Annotated in this window: 13 protein-coding genes; 4 read left to right on the top strand and 9 right to left on the bottom strand. The window is 41.6% G+C overall.

Annotated features, from left to right (window positions below):
* Positions 1 to 20 precede the first annotated feature (20 nt).
* Entirely contained in the window at positions 21 to 512 is a 492-nt protein-coding gene (locus tag L2747_RS03335; protein WP_248997679.1) for a DNA polymerase III subunit chi, read from the bottom strand.
* 264 nt (positions 513 to 776) lie between these two features.
* On the opposite strand from L2747_RS03335, the gene L2747_RS03330 reads away from it, so the two are divergent.
* The gene (locus L2747_RS03330) at positions 777 to 2,027 is read left to right on the top strand and encodes a DEAD/DEAH box helicase (protein ID WP_248997678.1); all 1,251 of its coding nucleotides are present in this window, start codon (positions 777 to 779) and stop codon (positions 2,025 to 2,027) included.
* 362 nt (positions 2,028 to 2,389) lie between these two features.
* Positions 2,390 to 3,712: a polyamine export protein PaeA gene (gene paeA, locus L2747_RS03325; protein ID WP_248997677.1), complete on the top strand. Its 1,323-nt coding sequence runs from the start codon at positions 2,390 to 2,392 to the stop codon at positions 3,710 to 3,712.
* Positions 3,713 to 3,748: 36 nt separating this feature from the next.
* On the opposite strand, the gene L2747_RS03320 is transcribed toward paeA, so the two are convergent.
* The 4 genes from L2747_RS03320 to pepA form a co-directional block, all read right to left on the bottom strand.
* Positions 3,749 to 5,917: a putative bifunctional diguanylate cyclase/phosphodiesterase gene (locus L2747_RS03320; RefSeq protein ID WP_248997676.1), complete on the bottom strand. Its 2,169-nt coding sequence runs from the start codon at positions 5,915 to 5,917 to the stop codon at positions 3,749 to 3,751.
* Positions 5,918 to 6,158: 241 nt separating this feature from the next.
* Positions 6,159 to 7,376: an EAL domain-containing response regulator gene (locus L2747_RS03315; RefSeq protein ID WP_248997675.1), complete on the bottom strand. Its 1,218-nt coding sequence runs from the start codon at positions 7,374 to 7,376 to the stop codon at positions 6,159 to 6,161.
* Positions 7,373 to 11,380, bottom strand: coding sequence for a transporter substrate-binding domain-containing protein (locus L2747_RS03310; RefSeq protein ID WP_248997674.1), 4,008 nt, complete (start codon positions 11,378 to 11,380; stop codon positions 7,373 to 7,375). The genes L2747_RS03315 and L2747_RS03310 overlap by 4 nt, the downstream gene beginning before the upstream one ends.
* A gap of 356 nt (positions 11,381 to 11,736) precedes the next feature.
* Positions 11,737 to 13,245, bottom strand: a complete 1,509-nt coding sequence (gene pepA / locus L2747_RS03305; protein ID WP_248997673.1) for a leucyl aminopeptidase — start codon at positions 13,243 to 13,245, stop codon at positions 11,737 to 11,739.
* Positions 13,246 to 13,468: 223 nt separating this feature from the next.
* Between pepA and lptF the strand changes: the two genes are divergently transcribed.
* Together lptF and lptG are read left to right on the top strand one after the other, a co-directional pair.
* Positions 13,469 to 14,584 carry an LPS export ABC transporter permease LptF gene (gene lptF / locus L2747_RS03300; protein ID WP_248997672.1) on the top strand — a complete coding sequence of 372 codons (1,116 nt, stop codon included), beginning with the start codon at positions 13,469 to 13,471 and terminating at the stop codon, positions 14,582 to 14,584.
* Positions 14,581 to 15,639: an LPS export ABC transporter permease LptG gene (gene lptG, locus L2747_RS03295; RefSeq protein WP_248997671.1), complete on the top strand. Its 1,059-nt coding sequence runs from the start codon at positions 14,581 to 14,583 to the stop codon at positions 15,637 to 15,639. The genes lptF and lptG overlap by 4 nt, the downstream gene beginning before the upstream one ends.
* Positions 15,640 to 15,761: 122 nt before the next feature.
* On the opposite strand, the gene L2747_RS03290 is transcribed toward lptG, so the two are convergent.
* From L2747_RS03290 to L2747_RS03275, 4 genes are all read right to left on the bottom strand, one after another.
* Positions 15,762 to 16,271 carry an RDD family protein gene (locus L2747_RS03290; protein ID WP_248997791.1) on the bottom strand — a complete coding sequence of 170 codons (510 nt, stop codon included), beginning with the start codon at positions 16,269 to 16,271 and terminating at the stop codon, positions 15,762 to 15,764.
* 71 nt (positions 16,272 to 16,342) lie between these two features.
* Complete coding sequence (locus tag L2747_RS03285; protein ID WP_248997670.1) at positions 16,343 to 16,597, bottom strand: DUF2960 domain-containing protein; 255 nt, start codon at positions 16,595 to 16,597, stop codon at positions 16,343 to 16,345.
* 45 nt (positions 16,598 to 16,642) lie between these two features.
* Positions 16,643 to 17,122, bottom strand: a complete 480-nt coding sequence (locus L2747_RS03280) for a GNAT family N-acetyltransferase (protein WP_248997790.1) — start codon at positions 17,120 to 17,122, stop codon at positions 16,643 to 16,645.
* 78 nt (positions 17,123 to 17,200) lie between these two features.
* Positions 17,201 to 18,685, bottom strand: a complete 1,485-nt coding sequence (locus L2747_RS03275) for a carboxypeptidase M32 (protein ID WP_248997669.1) — start codon at positions 18,683 to 18,685, stop codon at positions 17,201 to 17,203.
* Positions 18,686 to 18,933 lie beyond the last annotated feature (248 nt).

Below are 18,933 nucleotides of genomic sequence, written 5' to 3'. Positions count from 1 at the left end.
GGGAGCGTGTTTATCTCAAACTAAAAATTAATAGGTTGTGTTGCTATATCTTGGGTCGTTAGAGCTATCCCAAGTGCGCGATACTGTCTGTAGCGATCGCGAGCAATCGCTTTATGGCTATCGTCGTTAGCAACGAAATCGATAATCTGGTTAAAGTTTACCGCAAATTGCGGCACTTGGTCTGCAAGATTAATCAGAAGATGACGTTTTTTGTTGGCACCAAGTCTATCAAAACCAATTTCTACTGGTGCACCGCCTAACGAACCTTCACCTTTAAGGTTATGCGGCACGAAAGATTGTGGTTCAAATTGCCAAAGTAATTCATCAATCGCATAAGCTTGCTGTTGATCTTGGCAATGAATGTAGACTAGCTCTTGTTGAGTAAAGGCTCGCTGCGCTAGTTGGCAGGCAAGAAAATACACTTGCTCCAGCGCTGATTTAGACGCGGCTGGTGCGTGCTGTACATCCTTAGGCAACAGATAAAACTGAGCTTGAGTCTGACTTGGCGACATGCTTAAAACCTGCTTGAAGACCTGCTCGAAGAGATAGTTTGCTATAGCTTCGGCTTTTGGCTGACGAAAGAGAGGATTTTACACTAAAAGTCGCTCAGAGATCAGCCTCTAATCTTGGTTTTCTTTAATGCTAAAGACGATTGATTGAACTACGGATCTCAGGCTTGATGATTTACGGGGATTTTGACCTAAAATAAACGCTTAATTTTACTAATAGTCTGGCTGTCGCTACACTCCACTTAATTGTCGATATTAGTCCATATTATGAAATTCTCCGAGCTAAACCTTTGCACCGAAATCTTATCTAATTTACCCAATAATCTGCTTGCAGCTACTGATATTCAAAAGCTTGCCATCCCAGCAGTCCTCGCCGGAAAAGACCTACTGGCGTTAGCGCAAACGGGTAGCGGTAAGACCTATGCCTTTGGTTTACCTATAGTGCAAACCCTGATTAACAATAATCACAGTGAGATTGAAGGGCTAGTGATAGTGCCAACGCGCGAGTTAGCGCAGCAAGTCACGACTGCAATAAGCTTGCTTTCTGGCAGTATTGCAGTGACAGTTTTATGTGGTGGCATTGATAAAACGGCGCAAATAAGCGCGTTACAGCAAGCCCAATCATTGAATAAGCCGCAACTTGTGGTGGCAACGCCGGGCAGATTACTCGACTTATTGCAACAGCAAAACCTTTCTCTGAACGCTGTTAAACAACTGGTGTTAGATGAAGCTGATAGACTAATGGATATGGGCTTTTGGCCTGATGTTGAACGTATTCTGAGCTTTGTTCCCCGGAGTAGACAGACCTTGTTGTTTTCAGCCACTTTGGCAGCAGAGTTAAATGATAAAGCGGTTAACTTGCTACGCCAGCCAGTAAAGGTGAGTGCGCAAGCGGCTAACAGTGTGGTGAGCGACATTAAGGAGTTGCTCTATTTAGTCAATAAAGGTGATAAGGCGAGGGCGTTAATAGCCCTTGTATTAGCCCATAAATGGTCGCAGGTATTAGTGTTTATTAATGCCAAAGATGAGGCTGATAAACTCACTAAGCGATTGGTTAAAGCTGGGATTAATGCATCAGCGCTGCATGGTGATAAAGACCATCAGCAAAGAGAGCAAACCCTTAGCGATTTTAAAGCCGGCGAGTTACAAGTATTGGTGACCACAGATCTGTTGTCGCGAGGGATCCATATTGATGCCTTGCCTGTGGTGATAAACCTTGAACTGCCAACTAGTGCTCCTGTGTATGTACACAGAATTGGCCGTACAGCGCGAGCGGGAGCCAATGGCATTGCCATTTCACTCGTGTGCCATGGTGAATCGGATACTCTGGCGGCAATTGAAGCATTAACGCAGCGCACATTTAAGCTTGAAGCGTTAACTGGGTTTGAAGTCACCGATAAACCGTCATCAGGTGCAAGTAAGCGCGCACCGCGGGATAAAAAGGCCAACCGCCGCAGCCAAAATAAGCGCAGTGCTAAAGACTTTGTTTCTAAAAAGCCTGTTAGTAAGTCAAAATAAATCAACAAGCGTGATTATTAGGCGTTTTGTTACTTTATTCATAGAGAGATTTACCGCGATAAATGACTGCTAACAGTCTTAGTGAGCGTTAGTTTTCGGCTGGTGTGCTTGGCTGTTCTCTATACAATCAGCGGCTTAGTTAACACTGTAAACTTTAGTTAAATAGATAAAAAATTAATCGCTCACATTGTCTAATTTATTAGCTGGTGCGTTATCTGCATTGCGGATATACTCCGCGCTCGCGCAAATAGTGCTTGGTCATTATACTTAAATTTGCTTAGGTGGGTTTGTTATCACCGAAGTCGAAATAATTAAATGCAGTAATAAGTTAGGTGTGTTTTTAGTTTTAGGATAGGTGCTAAATGAGCTTCTTTGATAATGCTGTCATTATATTACTCCTCATCGGAGTCAGTTGTTTCTTTTCTATGTCAGAAATTGCGCTCGCGGCTGGTCGTAAAATTCGTTTGCGTCAATTGTCGGCCGAAGGCGATATTCGCGCCGATAAAGTGCTGTTATTGCAAGAGCAGCCAGGTAACTTCTTTACTGTGGTGCAAATAGGTTTAAACGCCGTAGCGATTATGGGCGGTATCGTAGGTGAATCAGCATTTACACCACATATTCATGCCTTTTTATCTTCATGGCTAGACGGCCCTTGGCTGGATAAAACTAGTTTCTTATTATCATTTGCTTTAGTGACTAGCTTATTTATTTTAATTGCTGACCTTATTCCTAAGCGTTTAGCAATGGCATTTCCTGAAAAAGTCGCCATGACCTTTGTCGGCCCTATGATGGTTTGCATTGTAGTATTAAAGCCGCTGGTGTGGTTTTTTAATGGTTCAGCTAACTTTGTGTTTCGTGTGTTTCAAGTGCAAACTGCGCGCAATGATGCTGTTACCTCAGATGATATTTATGCAGTGATGGATGCAGGCGCTGAGGCTGGCGTACTTGATAAAGGCGATCAGCTGATGATGGAAAAAGTGTTTGAGATGCAAACCATTCCAGTCACTGCTGCAATGACAGCTCGCGAAAGTTTGGCTTATTTTTTACTGCAAGATAGTGAAGAAGAGATCAAGGTTAAGATTGCAGAGCAGCCTCACTCAAACTTTCTTGTTTGTGATGAACAGTTAGACACCGTTGTGGGGATTGTGAATGCCAAAAAATTACTGATTTATCTTATTAATGGTGAAACCATCAGTCTTAAAGATAAAAACTTAGTAACTAATTGCTTTATTATTCCAGACACCTTGAGCTTGTCGGAATCTATGGACTACTTCAAAAACAGTCGTGCCGATTTTGCTATTGTTATGAATGAGTACTCGCTTGTTGTTGGTGTCGTTACCGCTAAAGATCTGCAAGATGCGGTGATGGGGGCTTGGTCTTTACCTGAAAGTGAAGAGCAAATTATCGCTCGTGATGAACGCTCTTGGTTAATGGATGGTGTTACGCCAATTATTGATGTGATGCGTGCTCTCGATATTGAAGAGTTTCCGCAAAATCATAACTATGAAACCATAGCCGGTTTTATGATGTTTATGCTGCGAAAAATCCCTAAATGTACAGATTCAGTGGTACACGCTGGTTACAAGTTTGAAGTTGTTGATGTCGACAGCTATAAGGTTGATCAGCTGTTGGTTACTCGTATTGATGAGCAACAAGTACCAGAAGTATTAGAAGTTAAAAGCTAGTATCAAGCGGAAAAATACTGCACTAGCCAATTTTAATTACGCCCTTAATCGGGCGTTTTTATTATCTATTTCTAGGTTACCCTGAGCACTCTTGTTTGCAATAGAGTTACTGTTGTAAGCGAGTGTGAATGCTTCAAACTTATCTTCTTCGGCAGGGCGGTGAAAGTAATAACCTTGATAGTTATTACAACCAATTTGTTGTAAAAGCTCCTTTTGCTCTGCAAATTCAACCCCTTCAGCAATAACGTCGAATTGTAAGCTATTAGCAAGATTGACAATTGTTTGTGATATAGCAATGTCACGGTTATTGATTGAAAGATCTTTAATAAAAGATTTATCGATTTTTAGCTGGGCTAAGGGAAGTGATTTTAAATAGCAAAGTGACGAAAACCCGGTACCAAAATCATCAAGAGAAAATAGCACTCCATAGCTCGCTAAGTCATTCATTATGGCGCAGGTCGCATTGATATTTTCAATGAAAATACTTTCAGTTATTTCGAGTTTTAGTTTTCCTGGCTGCACTTGAAATTGAGTCACAAGTTGCTTGATATAGTCGCTAAATCCTTCGTGGCGTAATTGCACAGCACTAACGTTAATTGATAAGGTTAATGCTTTGAACTCTGGGGTTCTCGACCATTGCTGCAGTTTTTTACATCCATCATGGAGGACTTTTTCACCTACAGTAATGATAAGTCCTGTTTCTTCTAATAAAGGGATAAAGCTATCTGGGTAGATTAATCCTTTTTTGGGGTGGAACCAACGCAATAGGGCTTCAGCACCAGTAACTCCATACTCCGCTGATACCTGCGCTTGATAGAAGACATTAAACTCATCATTGATAATGGCTTGTTCTAAATCAGTCTCCATCTGCTTACGTTGTATAATTTCAGTCTGCATTTGCGGGTCATAAAAGCTCATGTTATTACGCCCCGACTCTTTCACTTTGTACATCGCGAGCTCGGCTTGTTTTAATAGTTCTTCCGTTGAAGGATTAGCTCCATTAAATAGTGTTATCCCGATACTTGCTGTCAATTTAAAGTTGATCCCCTTAACTTTTAACGGCTGCTGTATTTTGTGTAGTAATTTTCTGCCGATAGATTTGACTTGTCCCATAGCATCAACTTTTTCATTAGAAACATGAGGCAAAAACACGATGAACTTATCGCCAGCTTGTCGGCAAATGGTGGCTTCTGCATTTAAGCTATCTTTAATTCTATCAGCAAGCTTGACTAACACATGGTCACCAATATTATGATCGTAGAGGTCATTCACGGTTTTGAAATGGTCGCAATCGACAAATAATAGAGAACTAAAGGACCTTAATTTACGGTTCAGCACCAATGACTGGCTGAGCCTATCTTTAAGTAAGCGTATATTAGGAAGTTTGGTTAGGTGGTCAAAATTAGCTAACTCATAAATTTTATTCTCAGATTTTTTACTTTGGGTGATATCGATATTTGATCCGATAAGCCGTATCGCAAGCTTCTGTTTATCGGTAATAACCTTGGCAGATGCTTGAATATGCCTAATCTCGCCATCGCCTCTAATAATTCTAAATTCACTATCAAAGTTTTCTCCAGTACTGACAGCTTTATTAAAGTCTCTGACTGCATGTGCTAAGTCTTCGGGATGAACACTATTTTTCCAAATCTGGTAGGTAGCTTGGGTTTTATCGGGGCTTAAACCGTAAAGTTTGAACATCCAGTTATCCCAATGCAGAGCTTGTTGTTTTAAGTCGTAGTCCCAAATACCGATTTGGGCAGCATTGGCAGCGATTTTTAAGCGCTGTTGGCTTTTTATTAGCTCTTCTTTTGCCAATACTTGTTCATGGCTCACCATTAGGTAATCTGTATGATTAATTCTTACCTTATTAGCCGAGAGTTGAAAAAAGTGACTGCAATCCTTTTCTTCACATTTATATTCAACTTGAACATAATCGACATCTTTGCTGAGTATTTTCCCTAAGGTTTGAGTAATACTGGTTTGTGAGGAGGCGGTTTGCTCATTTTGCTGGTGAAATTTTAGATAGTCTAAGCCAACCCAATTATTAACATTGTAGCGCTTGAAGCATGCAAAGTTTTTCCAACTATTGTTCACCAGCTGGATCACGCCGTTATAGTCAACAATCGCAATAGGATTTGACAGTAAGTCTATCACTTCTGTGTATTGGCTTGCTTGTAGGGCTTTAAGGCATATTTGATTCACAACTTGCTATTCCTTTAGTCATCAATGAATGCAGAACTTGATAAAACCGCGTGTACAAAGTCCATTTTCAACAAGTTAATAAAACTATGTATTAGTTAACTTTAGTAGAAAATTACAATATATACAGGTTCAGTAGCATAGTAATGAAGTTGTGGGCTGTCTGGCTTACAGAATAGAATTGAGCTACACATAGAACTGAATGAGGTATGCCTGTTGCGTACCTCATTGTTAGGGCGAGATATTACTTACTGACTATGGCAAGTAGATTCTTTGCCGCTTTAATTTCCCACTCTTGATGCCACTGAACCAAGGCTTCGACAGGCATCGGCGCCGCAATATAGTAACCCTGTGCTAAGGTGCAGCCAAAGGATTGTAACCTATGCCAGAGAGCCAATGTTTCGACGCCTTCAGCCACAGACTCAAGCTTTAGGCGACGGCTTAAGAGTAAACAGGCTTCTACAATAGCAGCTGCAGTATTACTGGTTTCTATTGCTCGTATGAAGCTCATATCAATTTTTAACGTATCAAATGGCAGCGTATCTAAAAGCGATAATGACGAGTAGCCTGTACCAAAATCATCGATAGATAGATTGAAACCATGCATGGCGAGGCGAGAAGCCGATTCTAATGCTCTGCCGGTATTTTCTAACGCGTCTGATTCAGTTATTTCAAAATAAATTTTCTGGCTTAGTTGCGGATTTTTGTCTGCAATTGCGAGCACATCATCAACAAAGTGGTTATGCATCAATGTGGTTGGCGTAATATTTACTGCCACTGGACGCCCTGCAAGTTGTTGTTGATGCGCCAATATATATTCGATGCTAATCAATGCTAGCTCAGCGTCTTTTTGCATTTTTCTCAGTAAAGGAAGAAAGCTTGCTGGTGGTAATACGCCTAAAACTGGATGGACAAATCGAATCAGAGCTTCACAGTATAACCATTGGGTTGAATCTAGTGCCACTAAAGGCTGAAAAAAGGGCTTTATCCACCCCTGTTTAAGTGCATGCTCTAGTTCATGCTCTGTAAAAACTTTGCTTTTTTCTGATGGAGAAGAAACAAATTTAGTCGGATTGGTGCTTTCAATCCAAGCAAGATGCAGCAGCTCTCTCAGTATATTTATCTTAACCGGTTTACTAATAGCCCCGATAACTTTTAAATGATAACTCATACACATTTTTTGTACGGTATCGAGCACTATCTGGTTACTGGCACTGGTGATGATAATTGAACCTTTAAATGCTAGCTCACTGATATGACTTAAAAATGTTACCCCGTCCATTTCCGGCATTTTCAAGTCACAGATAAGTACATCGGGTGCAAAGCTTGTCATTATGTGCAGAGCTTCGACACCAGAAGCAGCAGTTTTTATTTGTGCAGGTTTAGGTAAATTGATGAGCTCAAGTTGCATCATCATAGCGTCTCGTTGAAACGGGTGATCTTCAATCAGGAGGATTTTCATTTTAGTTGCTCAACCTGTTCTGAGATCTGGCTCATTAGGTATTTCAATTCAGTAAATAGCTGCTGAACCACTGCGCCTTTACGTTCGGAGGCAGCGGTTTCTAATTCTGTACAGTTTTTGACTAAACGTTCGCACTCAATCACACCTGCCGCGCCTTTCAGTTTGTGGGCGTTGAGAGCTGTGGCGGTAAAATCTTGCTTTGAGATTGCAGTATCTAGCAGTTCAATATCTTGCATGCTTGTTGTGATGAACTTTTTAAGCAAGTTAATGCATAGGTCAAAATCACCAAAATTAGCCTCTAAGGCTTCGATATCAATAATTTGTTTTAACCCTGTTTTTGTTTCGCCGCTTAAAGATGCTTCGCGATAAATATCAGATTGCTGTATTAGTACCGGGGCGGTTTGCACTAGGTGGCAATCGAGTATTTTTTGCAATTGGATCAAGGTGACAGGTTTAATTAAATAGTCATCAAAGCCGTACTGATGGCAGCGCTCTTTTTCACTCGACATCGCATTGGCTGTCAGTGCTATAACAGGAAGGCGTTTACCCTGCTGTTTTTCTTGTTTACGAATAGCGCTAACTAAGCCGTAGCCATCGAGCTCAGGCATATGGCAATCAGTAAGTAGCAGGCTGTAATCTCGTTGCTGATAGGCATTCAGGGCTTGTTGGCCATTGTCATAAATATCGGCAAAATACCCCAGCTTACTAAGCTGCATCCGAATAACATCTTGGTTAATGGGGTGGTCTTCAGCAACTAAAATGAGCTTGTTAGCGGCAATGGCTTGTTCACGAGTGACCAAAGGCTTTTGGTCGTTAGCGACTTTCGCATATTTAGATTCAAAAAACTCCGGCTTGGTGATTAAGTGTAATAAGTGTTCTGGAAGTATGGGATTAATCGATAGCTTCCAGCCCAAGTCTGTTGGTGCAGGTGACAATAAGCTCTGATTTTTAAGTAGAATAATTTGTACGTCAGGTAGGCAACGCTTAGCCCAACTAGCAGTAAGTGCTTGTTGTTCGCACCAACTTTCAGGAAGTAACAATAGTTCAATATCGGCTTTGGCAACGTAATTAGCCAGTGCAGCCTTATTTTCAATACCTGATAGGTTATAAGGTGTACAGTGCCAGCTTTTGAGATACGCATTTAGAACATCAGAACAGCTTTCATCGGTTAGCATTAGTCCGTAGCGTTTGTTAACTAGGGTAGGGACCGCAACTGCCGCGATAGGGCAAGTCAGGCTTAAGCGGAAAGTACTGCCTTGACCATAAGTGCTAGTGACAACAATTTCGCCGCCCATTAATTTAACGAGTTGCTCGCAAATAGATAGACCTAATCCGGTACCGCTAAAGCGGCGTTCGCTACTGAGATCTACTTGTTCAAAGGGAAGGAATAATTTTGCAATATTATCGTCGCTAATACCAATGCCTGTATCGGTTACTGCAAAACCTATGGTTTGTTCACTGTTGGTTTCAGATAAAAGATCGACCGATAACCAAATCTCCCCCTCAGTAGTAAACTTGGCCGCATTATTGAGTAGGTTGTTTAAGATTTGTTTGAGTCGCAAGTTATCTAACGTAAATGAATACGCCAGTTTGGGGTCAAGCCAAAGTTTAAACTTAAGGCCTTTAGCTTCAACTTGAGCAATATGAGGTTGTATTAACTCACATATGAAGTTGTTGAGCTGGCAGATCTCTAAACTGAGTTCTAGCTTACCCGCTTCAATTTTTGAAAAGTCCAATACATCATTGACGATGTTAAGCAGGTTGTTGCCTGAATGGGTAAGGTTTTTATGGATCCCGTCTAGATCTTTACTATTGAGATGGGGAACCATTAGCTCTAACAAACTTAAGATCCCACTAATTGGAGTACGGATCTCATGACTCATCATAGCTAAAAAGCGTGATTTAGCCTCGGTGGCTGATTCTGCTAACAGTCTAGCCTCATCAAGTTCAGCCTGCTTTTCTTTGATTAATGTGATATCGACTAACGTGTAGGTCCAGTGTTTGTTAGCACTGACTTTTGTGCAGACACCTGTTACTTGGAACCAAGAGGTTTTCCCCGAGATTGTTAGCTTGAGGGTTGTATACAAGGAGTCTGAGAATCTTGATACATCAATATCCTTTAAAAACTCGTAGTTGTCGGCATGTTGACGTAGGAAGTCCAATAATATTGACGGATTCTTATAGAGTTGCTCAGGTGTAAGACCAAGGTACTTTTCAATGTTGCTACTAACATAGCTCCAAGAGATATCGTCAATGTCATCGCCATAGCGGACAAGTTGCGCAACGATACCACCAAAGTTACTATTAACAAGCCTCAGCTCTTTTTCAACGCTATGTCTTTGCGATATTTCACTTTTTAGCTTTCTATTTGAATAGACTATTACGAAAAAAACCGTAAGAACACCACCTAAGATTAGAAATAACCAAGTAGGGATTTTCTCGAATGAAAAGTCAGAGTTAATACTTATATCATTCCATTTATGAGCGATCGCTTGTAACTCATCATCATCAATTGAGTTTTTCGCTTTATTTAAAATAGATAATAAAACAGGATTATTTTGATTTATGGCAAAGCTAACCAAACGTTTTTGTTGTTCGAGCGGATCTGGTATTACTTTTAACAGACCGAAATAGCGTTCGCTGATAACACTGCTGGACATTGATAGCGGCAAAATCCCTACGTTAACTTTACCCGCGATAACGGCATTTAAGAGATGCTTAGTTGAGTTATAAACAGTTATATCAGCGCTAGGGAAGTTTGTTTCAACCTGGACTTGCTGTGCATGTTTACTCAATACACCGATTTTTTTGCTGCTCTTTAGCTGCATTTTAGATAAATTGGTTGCTGCAACCGCAATCCAAGGATCTTCCGTATAAGCGGAGCTGCACTGTACTTCGCTGATTGAGTTAGATTCACAGGTATAGGCAGGGATCAGTTCAAAACCATTTTCAATTAAATACTTTTCAATGTCTTGGCCATGAAATTCAGTTGCATCAATTTTTATCCCCAGCTTAGTACTGATGACTTTTAATAGGTCTGCACTCATACCGTCCATTTCACCGTCACTATTGGTGAAAGCGAATGGGTAGTTGTCAGCTGAGTAAAGGACTTTTATCGTGTCTTTTTGTCTGATGCTATTTAGTTCTGATTCAGTAAGGTTTAAACCTTGTCTTTGATATATGTACTTAACTTGTGAGCTGGTTAACCAAGCATCATATAGTTTGTCAAAAGTCTCATCTGGAATTGCTTTTAAAGCATCATCGAGCTCATTGATCAATAATTCATTACTGTGCAGGCCTGCAAAGTGGAGACTTTCATAAGGCATATTACTAATAAGATGTATATTGAGGTTATTCGATTCATCTTGATGTGTGTGTATATAGTCCAGGGTGATGGCATTACCGATATAGGCGTCTGAGGTGCCATTTAACACTGATTTGTAAGCTTGTTGACTATCAAGGAAGTTGGCAATTTCAACTTGGTTAGTGTGGGTTCTAAGCAGCTCATTGATCGCAAAACCTTTTTCAGTCGCGATTATCTTGCCTTGTAAATTAAGTAGGCTAAAGTCGTCTTGCTGATAGGTTATGCCTGCTTTAGGTACAAGCATTAACGAAGAACTAAAGCTGAGCCAAGTTGATCTCTCTGGGGTTTTTGATGCGCCCATTACAATATCAATCTTACCCTGTTTGACAGCATCTAGTACTTGCTTGTAGCTCGGGTAGATCACTACTTCAATATCATAGCCAGCATTTTTAGTAATTTCCTGTAACAACGAAGGTAATAACCCAATAGCCTTTTGGTCTTTACTGACATAGGTGAAAGGCTGCCAGTCGGGTGCGGGGTATCCCACCTTAATAACCTTGTTGGTGTTGATTACTTGGTTATCTAGTATCGAAGTACCTTCAGTATCGCTATTCGCATTACCAGACAATGGAAAAACAAACAAAATTAATAGCAGTAGTGCCTGACGCATATTGCAGCCTAAATTGGATTCTATAGTCATAAGAGTGTTCAGAAGTGATCCGCACAGGCAGAAGTTATCAGGTTGGACTCTTAGAAAGAGACAACCGTTGATGTCCTAGCGCTACTGAGGTCGTTGTTTTCTATCGGGTGAGAGATGTTGAAACAGCTGCGGCGAGAATGCTGCGTATTGTAAACGTAAATAAATATCTGTCGATAATTAGCCACAGATAAAATGTCAACTAGATCTCAATTTTGATCTTTTTTTGACATCAATTGAAGTTTTGGGTTTGTCGAGCAAGTTAGGTTATTTAACGGCTACAAGGTTGTTAGTGATTCAGATATAAAAAAGGCTAAACCTAAAGGTTTAGCCTTTTACAACAGGGTTTGAATTAAGGCTTATTCACCTTGTTCAACACCCGCTCTATTAATTAGGAATTGCGTTAACAAAGGTACAGGGCGTCCTGTTGAGCCTTTGTTTGCACCACTATTCCAAGCTGTCCCCGCCACATCTAAATGTGCCCAGTTATACTTTTTAGCAAAGCGCGATAAGAAGCAAGCCGCAGTGATAGAGCCTGCTGCACGACCACCTAGATTAGTCATATCGGCAAATGGGCTTTCCAAGTGCTCTTGATATTCGTCCCATAGCGGCATGCGCCACGCTCGGTCGCCACTTTGCTCACCAGCATTTAGTAGCTCGTGTGCAAGAGGATTGTGACCAGAGAATAAGCCAGATGCGTGCTTACCAAGGGCAATAACACAAGCCCCAGTTAAAGTGGCTGTATCAACAACTAATTCAGGATCAAAGCGCTCAACGTAAGTGAGTACATCGCATAGTACTAAGCGACCTTCTGCGTCGGTATTTAGTACTTCAACAGTTTGGCCTGACATAGTGGTTAGAATATCACCCGGGCGATAAGCATTGCTCGATGGCATGTTTTCACAACCAGCTAAAATACCAATTACATTAATAGGCAGTTGCATTTCGCATAATGCTTTCATCGCACCTATAACACCGGCTGCGCCGCCCATGTCATACTTCATTTCGTCCATGGCTTCGCCAGGCTTAAGTGAAATACCACCAGAGTCAAATGTTAGGCCTTTACCAATCAATACAATTGGCTTTTCAGTGTTATCCACTGCACCTTTGTATTCCATAATGGTCATCACTGACTCATTATCACTACCACGTCCAACCGCAAGGTATGAATTCATACCTAAGGCTTCCATCTGCTCTTCACCAATCGTTGTAACGGTTAGGTTTTCAGTGTTTTCAGCAATTTGGCGTGCTTGTGATGCTAGGTAAGCTGGATTACAAATATTTGGTGGCATATTGGCCACGTCGCGGCAAAGATGCATGCCTGAAGAAACTGCCATGCCGTGCTCAATAGCACGCTCACCAACAGTTAGCTCACGTCGAGTCGGTACATTAAATACCAGTTTACGCAGTGGACGACGAGTTTCACCTTTACGGGTTTTTAATGCGTCGAAGCTGTATAGGCTGTTTTGTGTTGTTTCAACAGCTTCACGTACTTTCCAGTATGTGTCGCGACCTTTAACATGTAACTCAGTTAGGAAGCAGACAGCTTCCATTGAACCAGTTTCATTTAGAGTGTTGATGGTTTTTGTGATGATTTGTTTGTATTGACGTTCATCAAGCTCACGCTCTTTACCACAACCGACTAGCAAAACACGTTCGCTTAGTACATTAGGTACATGGTGAAGCAACAACATTTGGCCTGGCTTACCTTCTAAATCACCACGACGAAGTAAATTGCTGATATAGCCTTCACTGATTTTATCTAACTGTTCGGCGATACCGGACAAGCGTCTTGGTTCGTATACACCTACGACGATACAAGCTGAGCGTTGTTTCTCTGGACTGCCGCTCTTTACGCTAAACTCCATGAGCTCTCCTAGATTCTTAAAGACAAATTTTATTATTTATTAGATAATGTCTGCTTGTGCCCAAAAAGGGCCAAAATATGGCGCACCCTATAATTTTCTTTTCAGGTGTTTTCCCTGGCCATGTTATGTACTTGTTGGTAACAAAACTACTAAAAGTAGACAGTCTACATGAAAGTTGTATTGATACCAGCATAAATGAACGTTTGGAGACCGGATCCTCACTGTGATTGTATTTAGATACCTGATTCGAGAAGTTTTGAAAGCGCAAATTGCGGTACTTTTAGTGCTGTTAGCTATTTTTATTAGCCAACATTTTGTGCGTGTGCTTGCTGATGCCTCTGATGGCGAGTTTCCAGCCTCTCTTGTTATGACCTTGCTCGGTCTTAACATGCCGTTTCTTACCGTCCTGGTTTTACCGCTAAGTCTATTTTTGGGTATTTTATTAGCCCATGGGCGTATGTATGCCGAAAATGAGATGGTTATTTTTCACGGTGTAGGCATTAGTGAATGGTATATCACGCGAGTGACCTTACTGCTTGCTGTCATTAATATGGTGTTTACACTGTTTTTGTCGGTGTATGTAGCGCCATGGGCAGAAGAACAGCAAAACCAAGTGCTTGAGCATGCTAAGTCTGAGGCGGGGCTTGCTGCACTTACCCAAGGTCGATTCCAGACCAGTCCTAATGGCCGCGCAGTGTTATTTGTAGAGCGTATTGGACGTGACAATAAATTAGATAAAGTCTTTGTGGCACAGTTACCTGAACCAGATGACGAAACTGGTGTTGCCAATGTGGTTGTAGCACGTTCAGGTAAAGTGGTTGAAGACGGGACTGGTGGTCAGCGATTACAGCTTGAAGACGGTGTGCAATATCAAGGTAACCCTAAGCGTGTTGACTACCAAGTTGTAGAGTTTGGTGGCTATCAAATGCAGATTAAAGAGCAGGCTGTTGATGAGCGCCGTCGTAAATTGTCCGCAATGCCGATTGGCGAGTTGATGAAAATCGATAGTCCAGAAGCAACTGCTGAGTTCCATTGGCGTTTAGCAATTCCTTTAGCAATTCCATTGATGACCTTGATTGCGGTACCTATGGCGCGAGTGAATAACCGCCAGGGTAAGTTTGCTAAGATGTTCCCAGCTATTTTACTGTACTTAGGCTATTTTGGTCTGATGGTTGCTGGGCGTAAATCGCTCGAAGATGGCGTCATTCCTCAGTATCTTGGGATGTGGTGGATCCATGCGTCCGCGCTTGCCATAGGGATATTGCTATTAGGTAAAGAGCGTCCGTTTGGCGCTAAATTGTCAGGCTTGTTCAAGCGTAACAAGGCGGCTAAAGCATGAAAATATTAGACATTTATATCGCTAAAGTACTGATTAGCACCTCTTCATTAGCGCTATTAGTATTAACAGGCTTGTCAGGCATTATTAAGTGGGTTGACCAACTGCGTGTGGTTGGTCGTGGCACTTATACCATGATGGATGCTGCAGTATATGTACTGTTTTTAATTCCGCGTGACATTGAACTTTTTTTCCCTATGGCGGTGTTGCTTGGCGCCTTGATTGGTATGGGGATGCTGGCATCTAACTCTGAACTAGTTGTAATGCAGTCGGCGGGTTTATCACGCTTACAAATTACTATGTCAGCGATGAAAACTGCCATTCCCTTGATGATTTTGGTGATGATGCTAACGGAGTGGGTTGCCCCAGTTGCAGAATTGCGGGCAAAAGAGATCAAGAGAACCAATGTATCAGGTGGCAGTTTAATTGACTCTAACCGCGGCATTTGGGCTAAAGATGGTGCCTTATTCGTCAATATCGGTGGCGCTGCCGACATTAATAATCTGCGTGATATTACTCTTTATGAGTTTGATGACACGACTAATCTAACCAGTACGGTGCACGCTAACTCTGCAGAATACAAAGATACCTATTGGTTACTCAAAGATGTACGCAGAACGACCCTCAAGAATGAGCAAGTTGTACTGGTCAATCTTGAAGAAGACCGATGGATCTCATCTCTGACTCCTGAAAAGCTCAGTGTAGTTTCTGTTAAACCAGAAGCGCTATCCATTGAGGGACTATTAGATTATTTAGATTACCTCAAGAGCAATAATCAGGCCGCTGAACGATATGAGTTAGCGCTGTGGCGTAAGCTAATGCAGCCTGTTACTGTCGCAGTGATGATGTTGGTGGCTTTGTCATTTGTGTTTGGTCCGCTTAGAACTGTGACTATGGGCGCAAGGGTTTTATTGGGTGTAGTCGCTGGTTTTAGCTTCTATATTTGTAGCGAAATCTTTGGTCCATTGAGTATCGTATATGGTTTACCTGCCTTTATTAGTGCCGGTATGCCAGCGTTTATCTTTAGTGTTGGTGCTTTGTATTACATAAGAAAATAATACCAATTGCATTAAATTAAAGGTACAAAAAAGCCAATAAGTACGAGGTTAAGGCCGTTGCTTATTGGCTTTTTTAATACTTTTAATTCACTCTTTATTGAGCGTCAAAAAGTTAAATTTGATTATATACCACGCCAGTTACGCATCTGATTCGCTTCTTTAGATAGTTCAACCACTTCTGAGCGAGTCATCATATCTTGCAGCGCTAGCTTGTCGCCGTTAATCAAAATCCACAAATTACCTATTCCCAGTAATGACCATACAAGTCTTGCAGCTGCAGTCACCATACTTAGGTTTTGGCCGTTTGGATGTTGGATTTTAAGGCGCCATGCTCGCATTCCTAAGGTTTGTCCGCCATAGCTCCAAAAACTGATATAAAATAGACCGACACATAGGGCAATCCAGAACTGATAAATGCCTTTATAAAGCGGAGTATTATTAAGCAAGTCAGAAACATGCTCAAACCCTGCCATATCGATTAAGCCGCTGGACGTTAACGCTATGAATATGCCAAAACCAATTGCGCCAGCAACCATATATACAGCTACGGCAAGTAATAGATCATAAATTATCGCACCGCATCGTTTAAAAAAACCGGCACGAGGAAAGTTGGCATGTTCGTTATTTGGCAAATATGAAGTCGTCATTTATATCACTTTTTATTAGGTTTATTGGATGGTGATAACTGCTGCAGGCTTATTGATTATGACTTTTTCGGTTCATCTTTATGGTAGTAGATGTCGCTAAAGCCAAAGCGAGCGAACTCTTTAGCGCGAAAATCTTTAACTGCCGACGAGCCTTTTGAGGTCATTGCAATTTGTTGCTCCATCATCAGGTATCGAGTTAAATCAACGCCTTCCGCTGCGGCAACCGCTTCGTAAATATCGTGAAACTTGTCATAAGCAAAGTTAATTTCTTTTGCTTGGTTTTTAAATTTGTAAGTAATTCTGGTTGCCATTTTTAGCATCTCTAATGTAAGTAGGTCTATGATACCAAATCTCGGCTATAAGGTATAAACCATATAGCGAGCATCTTCAGGATAGGCGCTAAGATCTTTACTTATCGCCTTGGCAATAAACCCTTGTTTACCCCAGTAGTGGTGCGCGCCTTGCACAGCGACTAAAGAAATCGTGTTGAGGTTATTCGTCTCTGCAAACTCGATAAGTGCTTTTAATGCGAGGCTACCCAACCCCTTGCCCTGCGCCTTTGCTGATAGAGCTATATCATGTAAATAAAGGGTATTAGCTTGGTCTATTGTACCCAATACTTGTTCGAGCGATGGTGGCATATCTATATGCCAAGGGTGGGCTAGACAATAGCCAATAACACTACCTTCAGAAGTTAGGGCAAAGCAGCTTTCTGGCGACGTGAGCCATTTGCTTTGTAATACCTCGAGCGATTCGGGTTCAATTTGTGGATAGCATTCTATTTGAATATCGAGAATATATGGCCAGTCAGACGGTTGAATGGATCGTAGCGTCATCATTTTTACTCTTGTAGTAAAGGGGTCTCTCTAGCCCTGCTAAGCCTAACTACAGCAGGGCTGATAATAGTATAACAGCTATAAGTAACGACTTTCCAAATGATGCTTGAAATGAGCCGGATTAAGGGGTTCACCTGTTGCTTGACGCATAAGTTCGTTGATTTCTAGTAGACTACCTTGCGACCAAACATGAGTTTGTAGCCAATGCATAACATCATTAAGACGGCCGGCCTCAATAAGGCTTTCCACATTGCCAATTTGGCTTTCCATAGCGCTTTTAAACTGGGCAGCGTACATTGCACCCAGAGTATAGCTGGGGAAATAACCTAACTCTCCAACAGCCCAATGTATGTCTTGCATACAGCCATTTTTGTAATCGCCGTCGGTATTTATGCTTAATAAAGATTGCATCTGACTAGACCAGAAGTCTGGTAGATCCGCAACTGCAAGTTCACCAGACACTAGGGCTTTTTCGGCTTCAAAACGCAGTAAAATGTGGCAAGGGTAGGTTACTTCATCGGCATCAACTCGAATATGACCGGGCTTGACTCGAGTGTATATATTAGTGAGTTGCTGATGCGATAACTCGCAACCTAGTAAGGTTTTTAGGTGAGGTTGAATTAGCTTTAAAAAGCCACTGCCACGGCCAACCTGCATTTCACAAAACAGGCTTTGACTCTCATGCAGCGCCATTGAGCGTGCAAGGCCTGCAGGTTGTCCACGCCAAGCAAGCGGCAAACCTTGTTCATATTTAGCATGACCTGTTTCATGAACAATTCCCATTAAGCCACTAGTGAAGTCAGCTTCATCATAACGGGTGGTTAGGCGAACATCGCTGGCAACACCACCGCAGAAAGGATGACTGCTGATATCGAGGCGGCCATGATTAAAATCAAACCCTAAAATTTGCATCACCTGTTGACCTAACTTAGCTTGGCTTTCTGCGCTTGTCGCTGGAATTGCATAGCTTGGCTCTGATGCCTGTTTATTTTGAACTTGTTGTATTAGATCGGGCAACCAGCTTTTCACCTGGTTAAAAATAGCTTCAATACTAGCAGTCGTCATACCCGGTTCAAACTTATCGAGTAAGGCGTCATAAGGGGTAACGTTAAGCACTTCTGCACGAATACCAGCTTCTTCTTTTACTAGGTTCATTAGCTGTTCAAGGTTTGGCTTAAACCCTTGCCAGTCATTGTTTTTTCGCTGGTCTCGCCAAGCTTGTTCGCAATGGTAGGCCGCTTTTGTTTTGGCTTCGACTAAAGCTGCTGGCACAGCATTAGCTTGCAAATATTGATAATTGATTTCACGTAAATTGGCTTGCTGCTCGGCTGTTAATGTGAGCTCTTGAGCCTTGGCTATTGTCTCTGCAAGCATAGGAGACGTTTTAAGGCTGTGAATATGCTTTGCGAGTTCAGCCATTGCAGCACCACGAGCTTCTCCACCACCAGTTGGCATCATAGTAGCTTGATCCCAATCTCCTAAGGCACTTAAATGCTCAAAATGACTAATGCTTTGAAAGTGTTTCGCAAGGGTAAGGTAGTGCTGGTTATTGTTAGCGCTCATAATGCAATCGGCTATAAAAAGATAAATATGCTTTATGCTAGCACGTAAGTACAGTGCAGCTAAGTGCTAGCAGCTAAATATCCGAATGGGGCTCAATGTTAATCAGTTTAGAAAGTGAGGGGATTGGCTACACTTAATGAGTTATTAAGTCGTGTTTGATACAGTGCCTGTTAATCATTAATAATCAAAAGTATTGTTACTTGTTATCGCACCTCTTTGTGTTAACATAATGTTAAATGTAAGCTTGA

Source organism: Shewanella marinintestina, from assembly GCF_023283845.1.
GTDB lineage: Bacteria > Pseudomonadota > Gammaproteobacteria > Enterobacterales > Shewanellaceae > Shewanella > Shewanella marinintestina.
The sequence above is the reverse complement of the archived record's forward strand: the minus strand, read 5'-3'. Positions and strand labels throughout refer to the sequence as shown.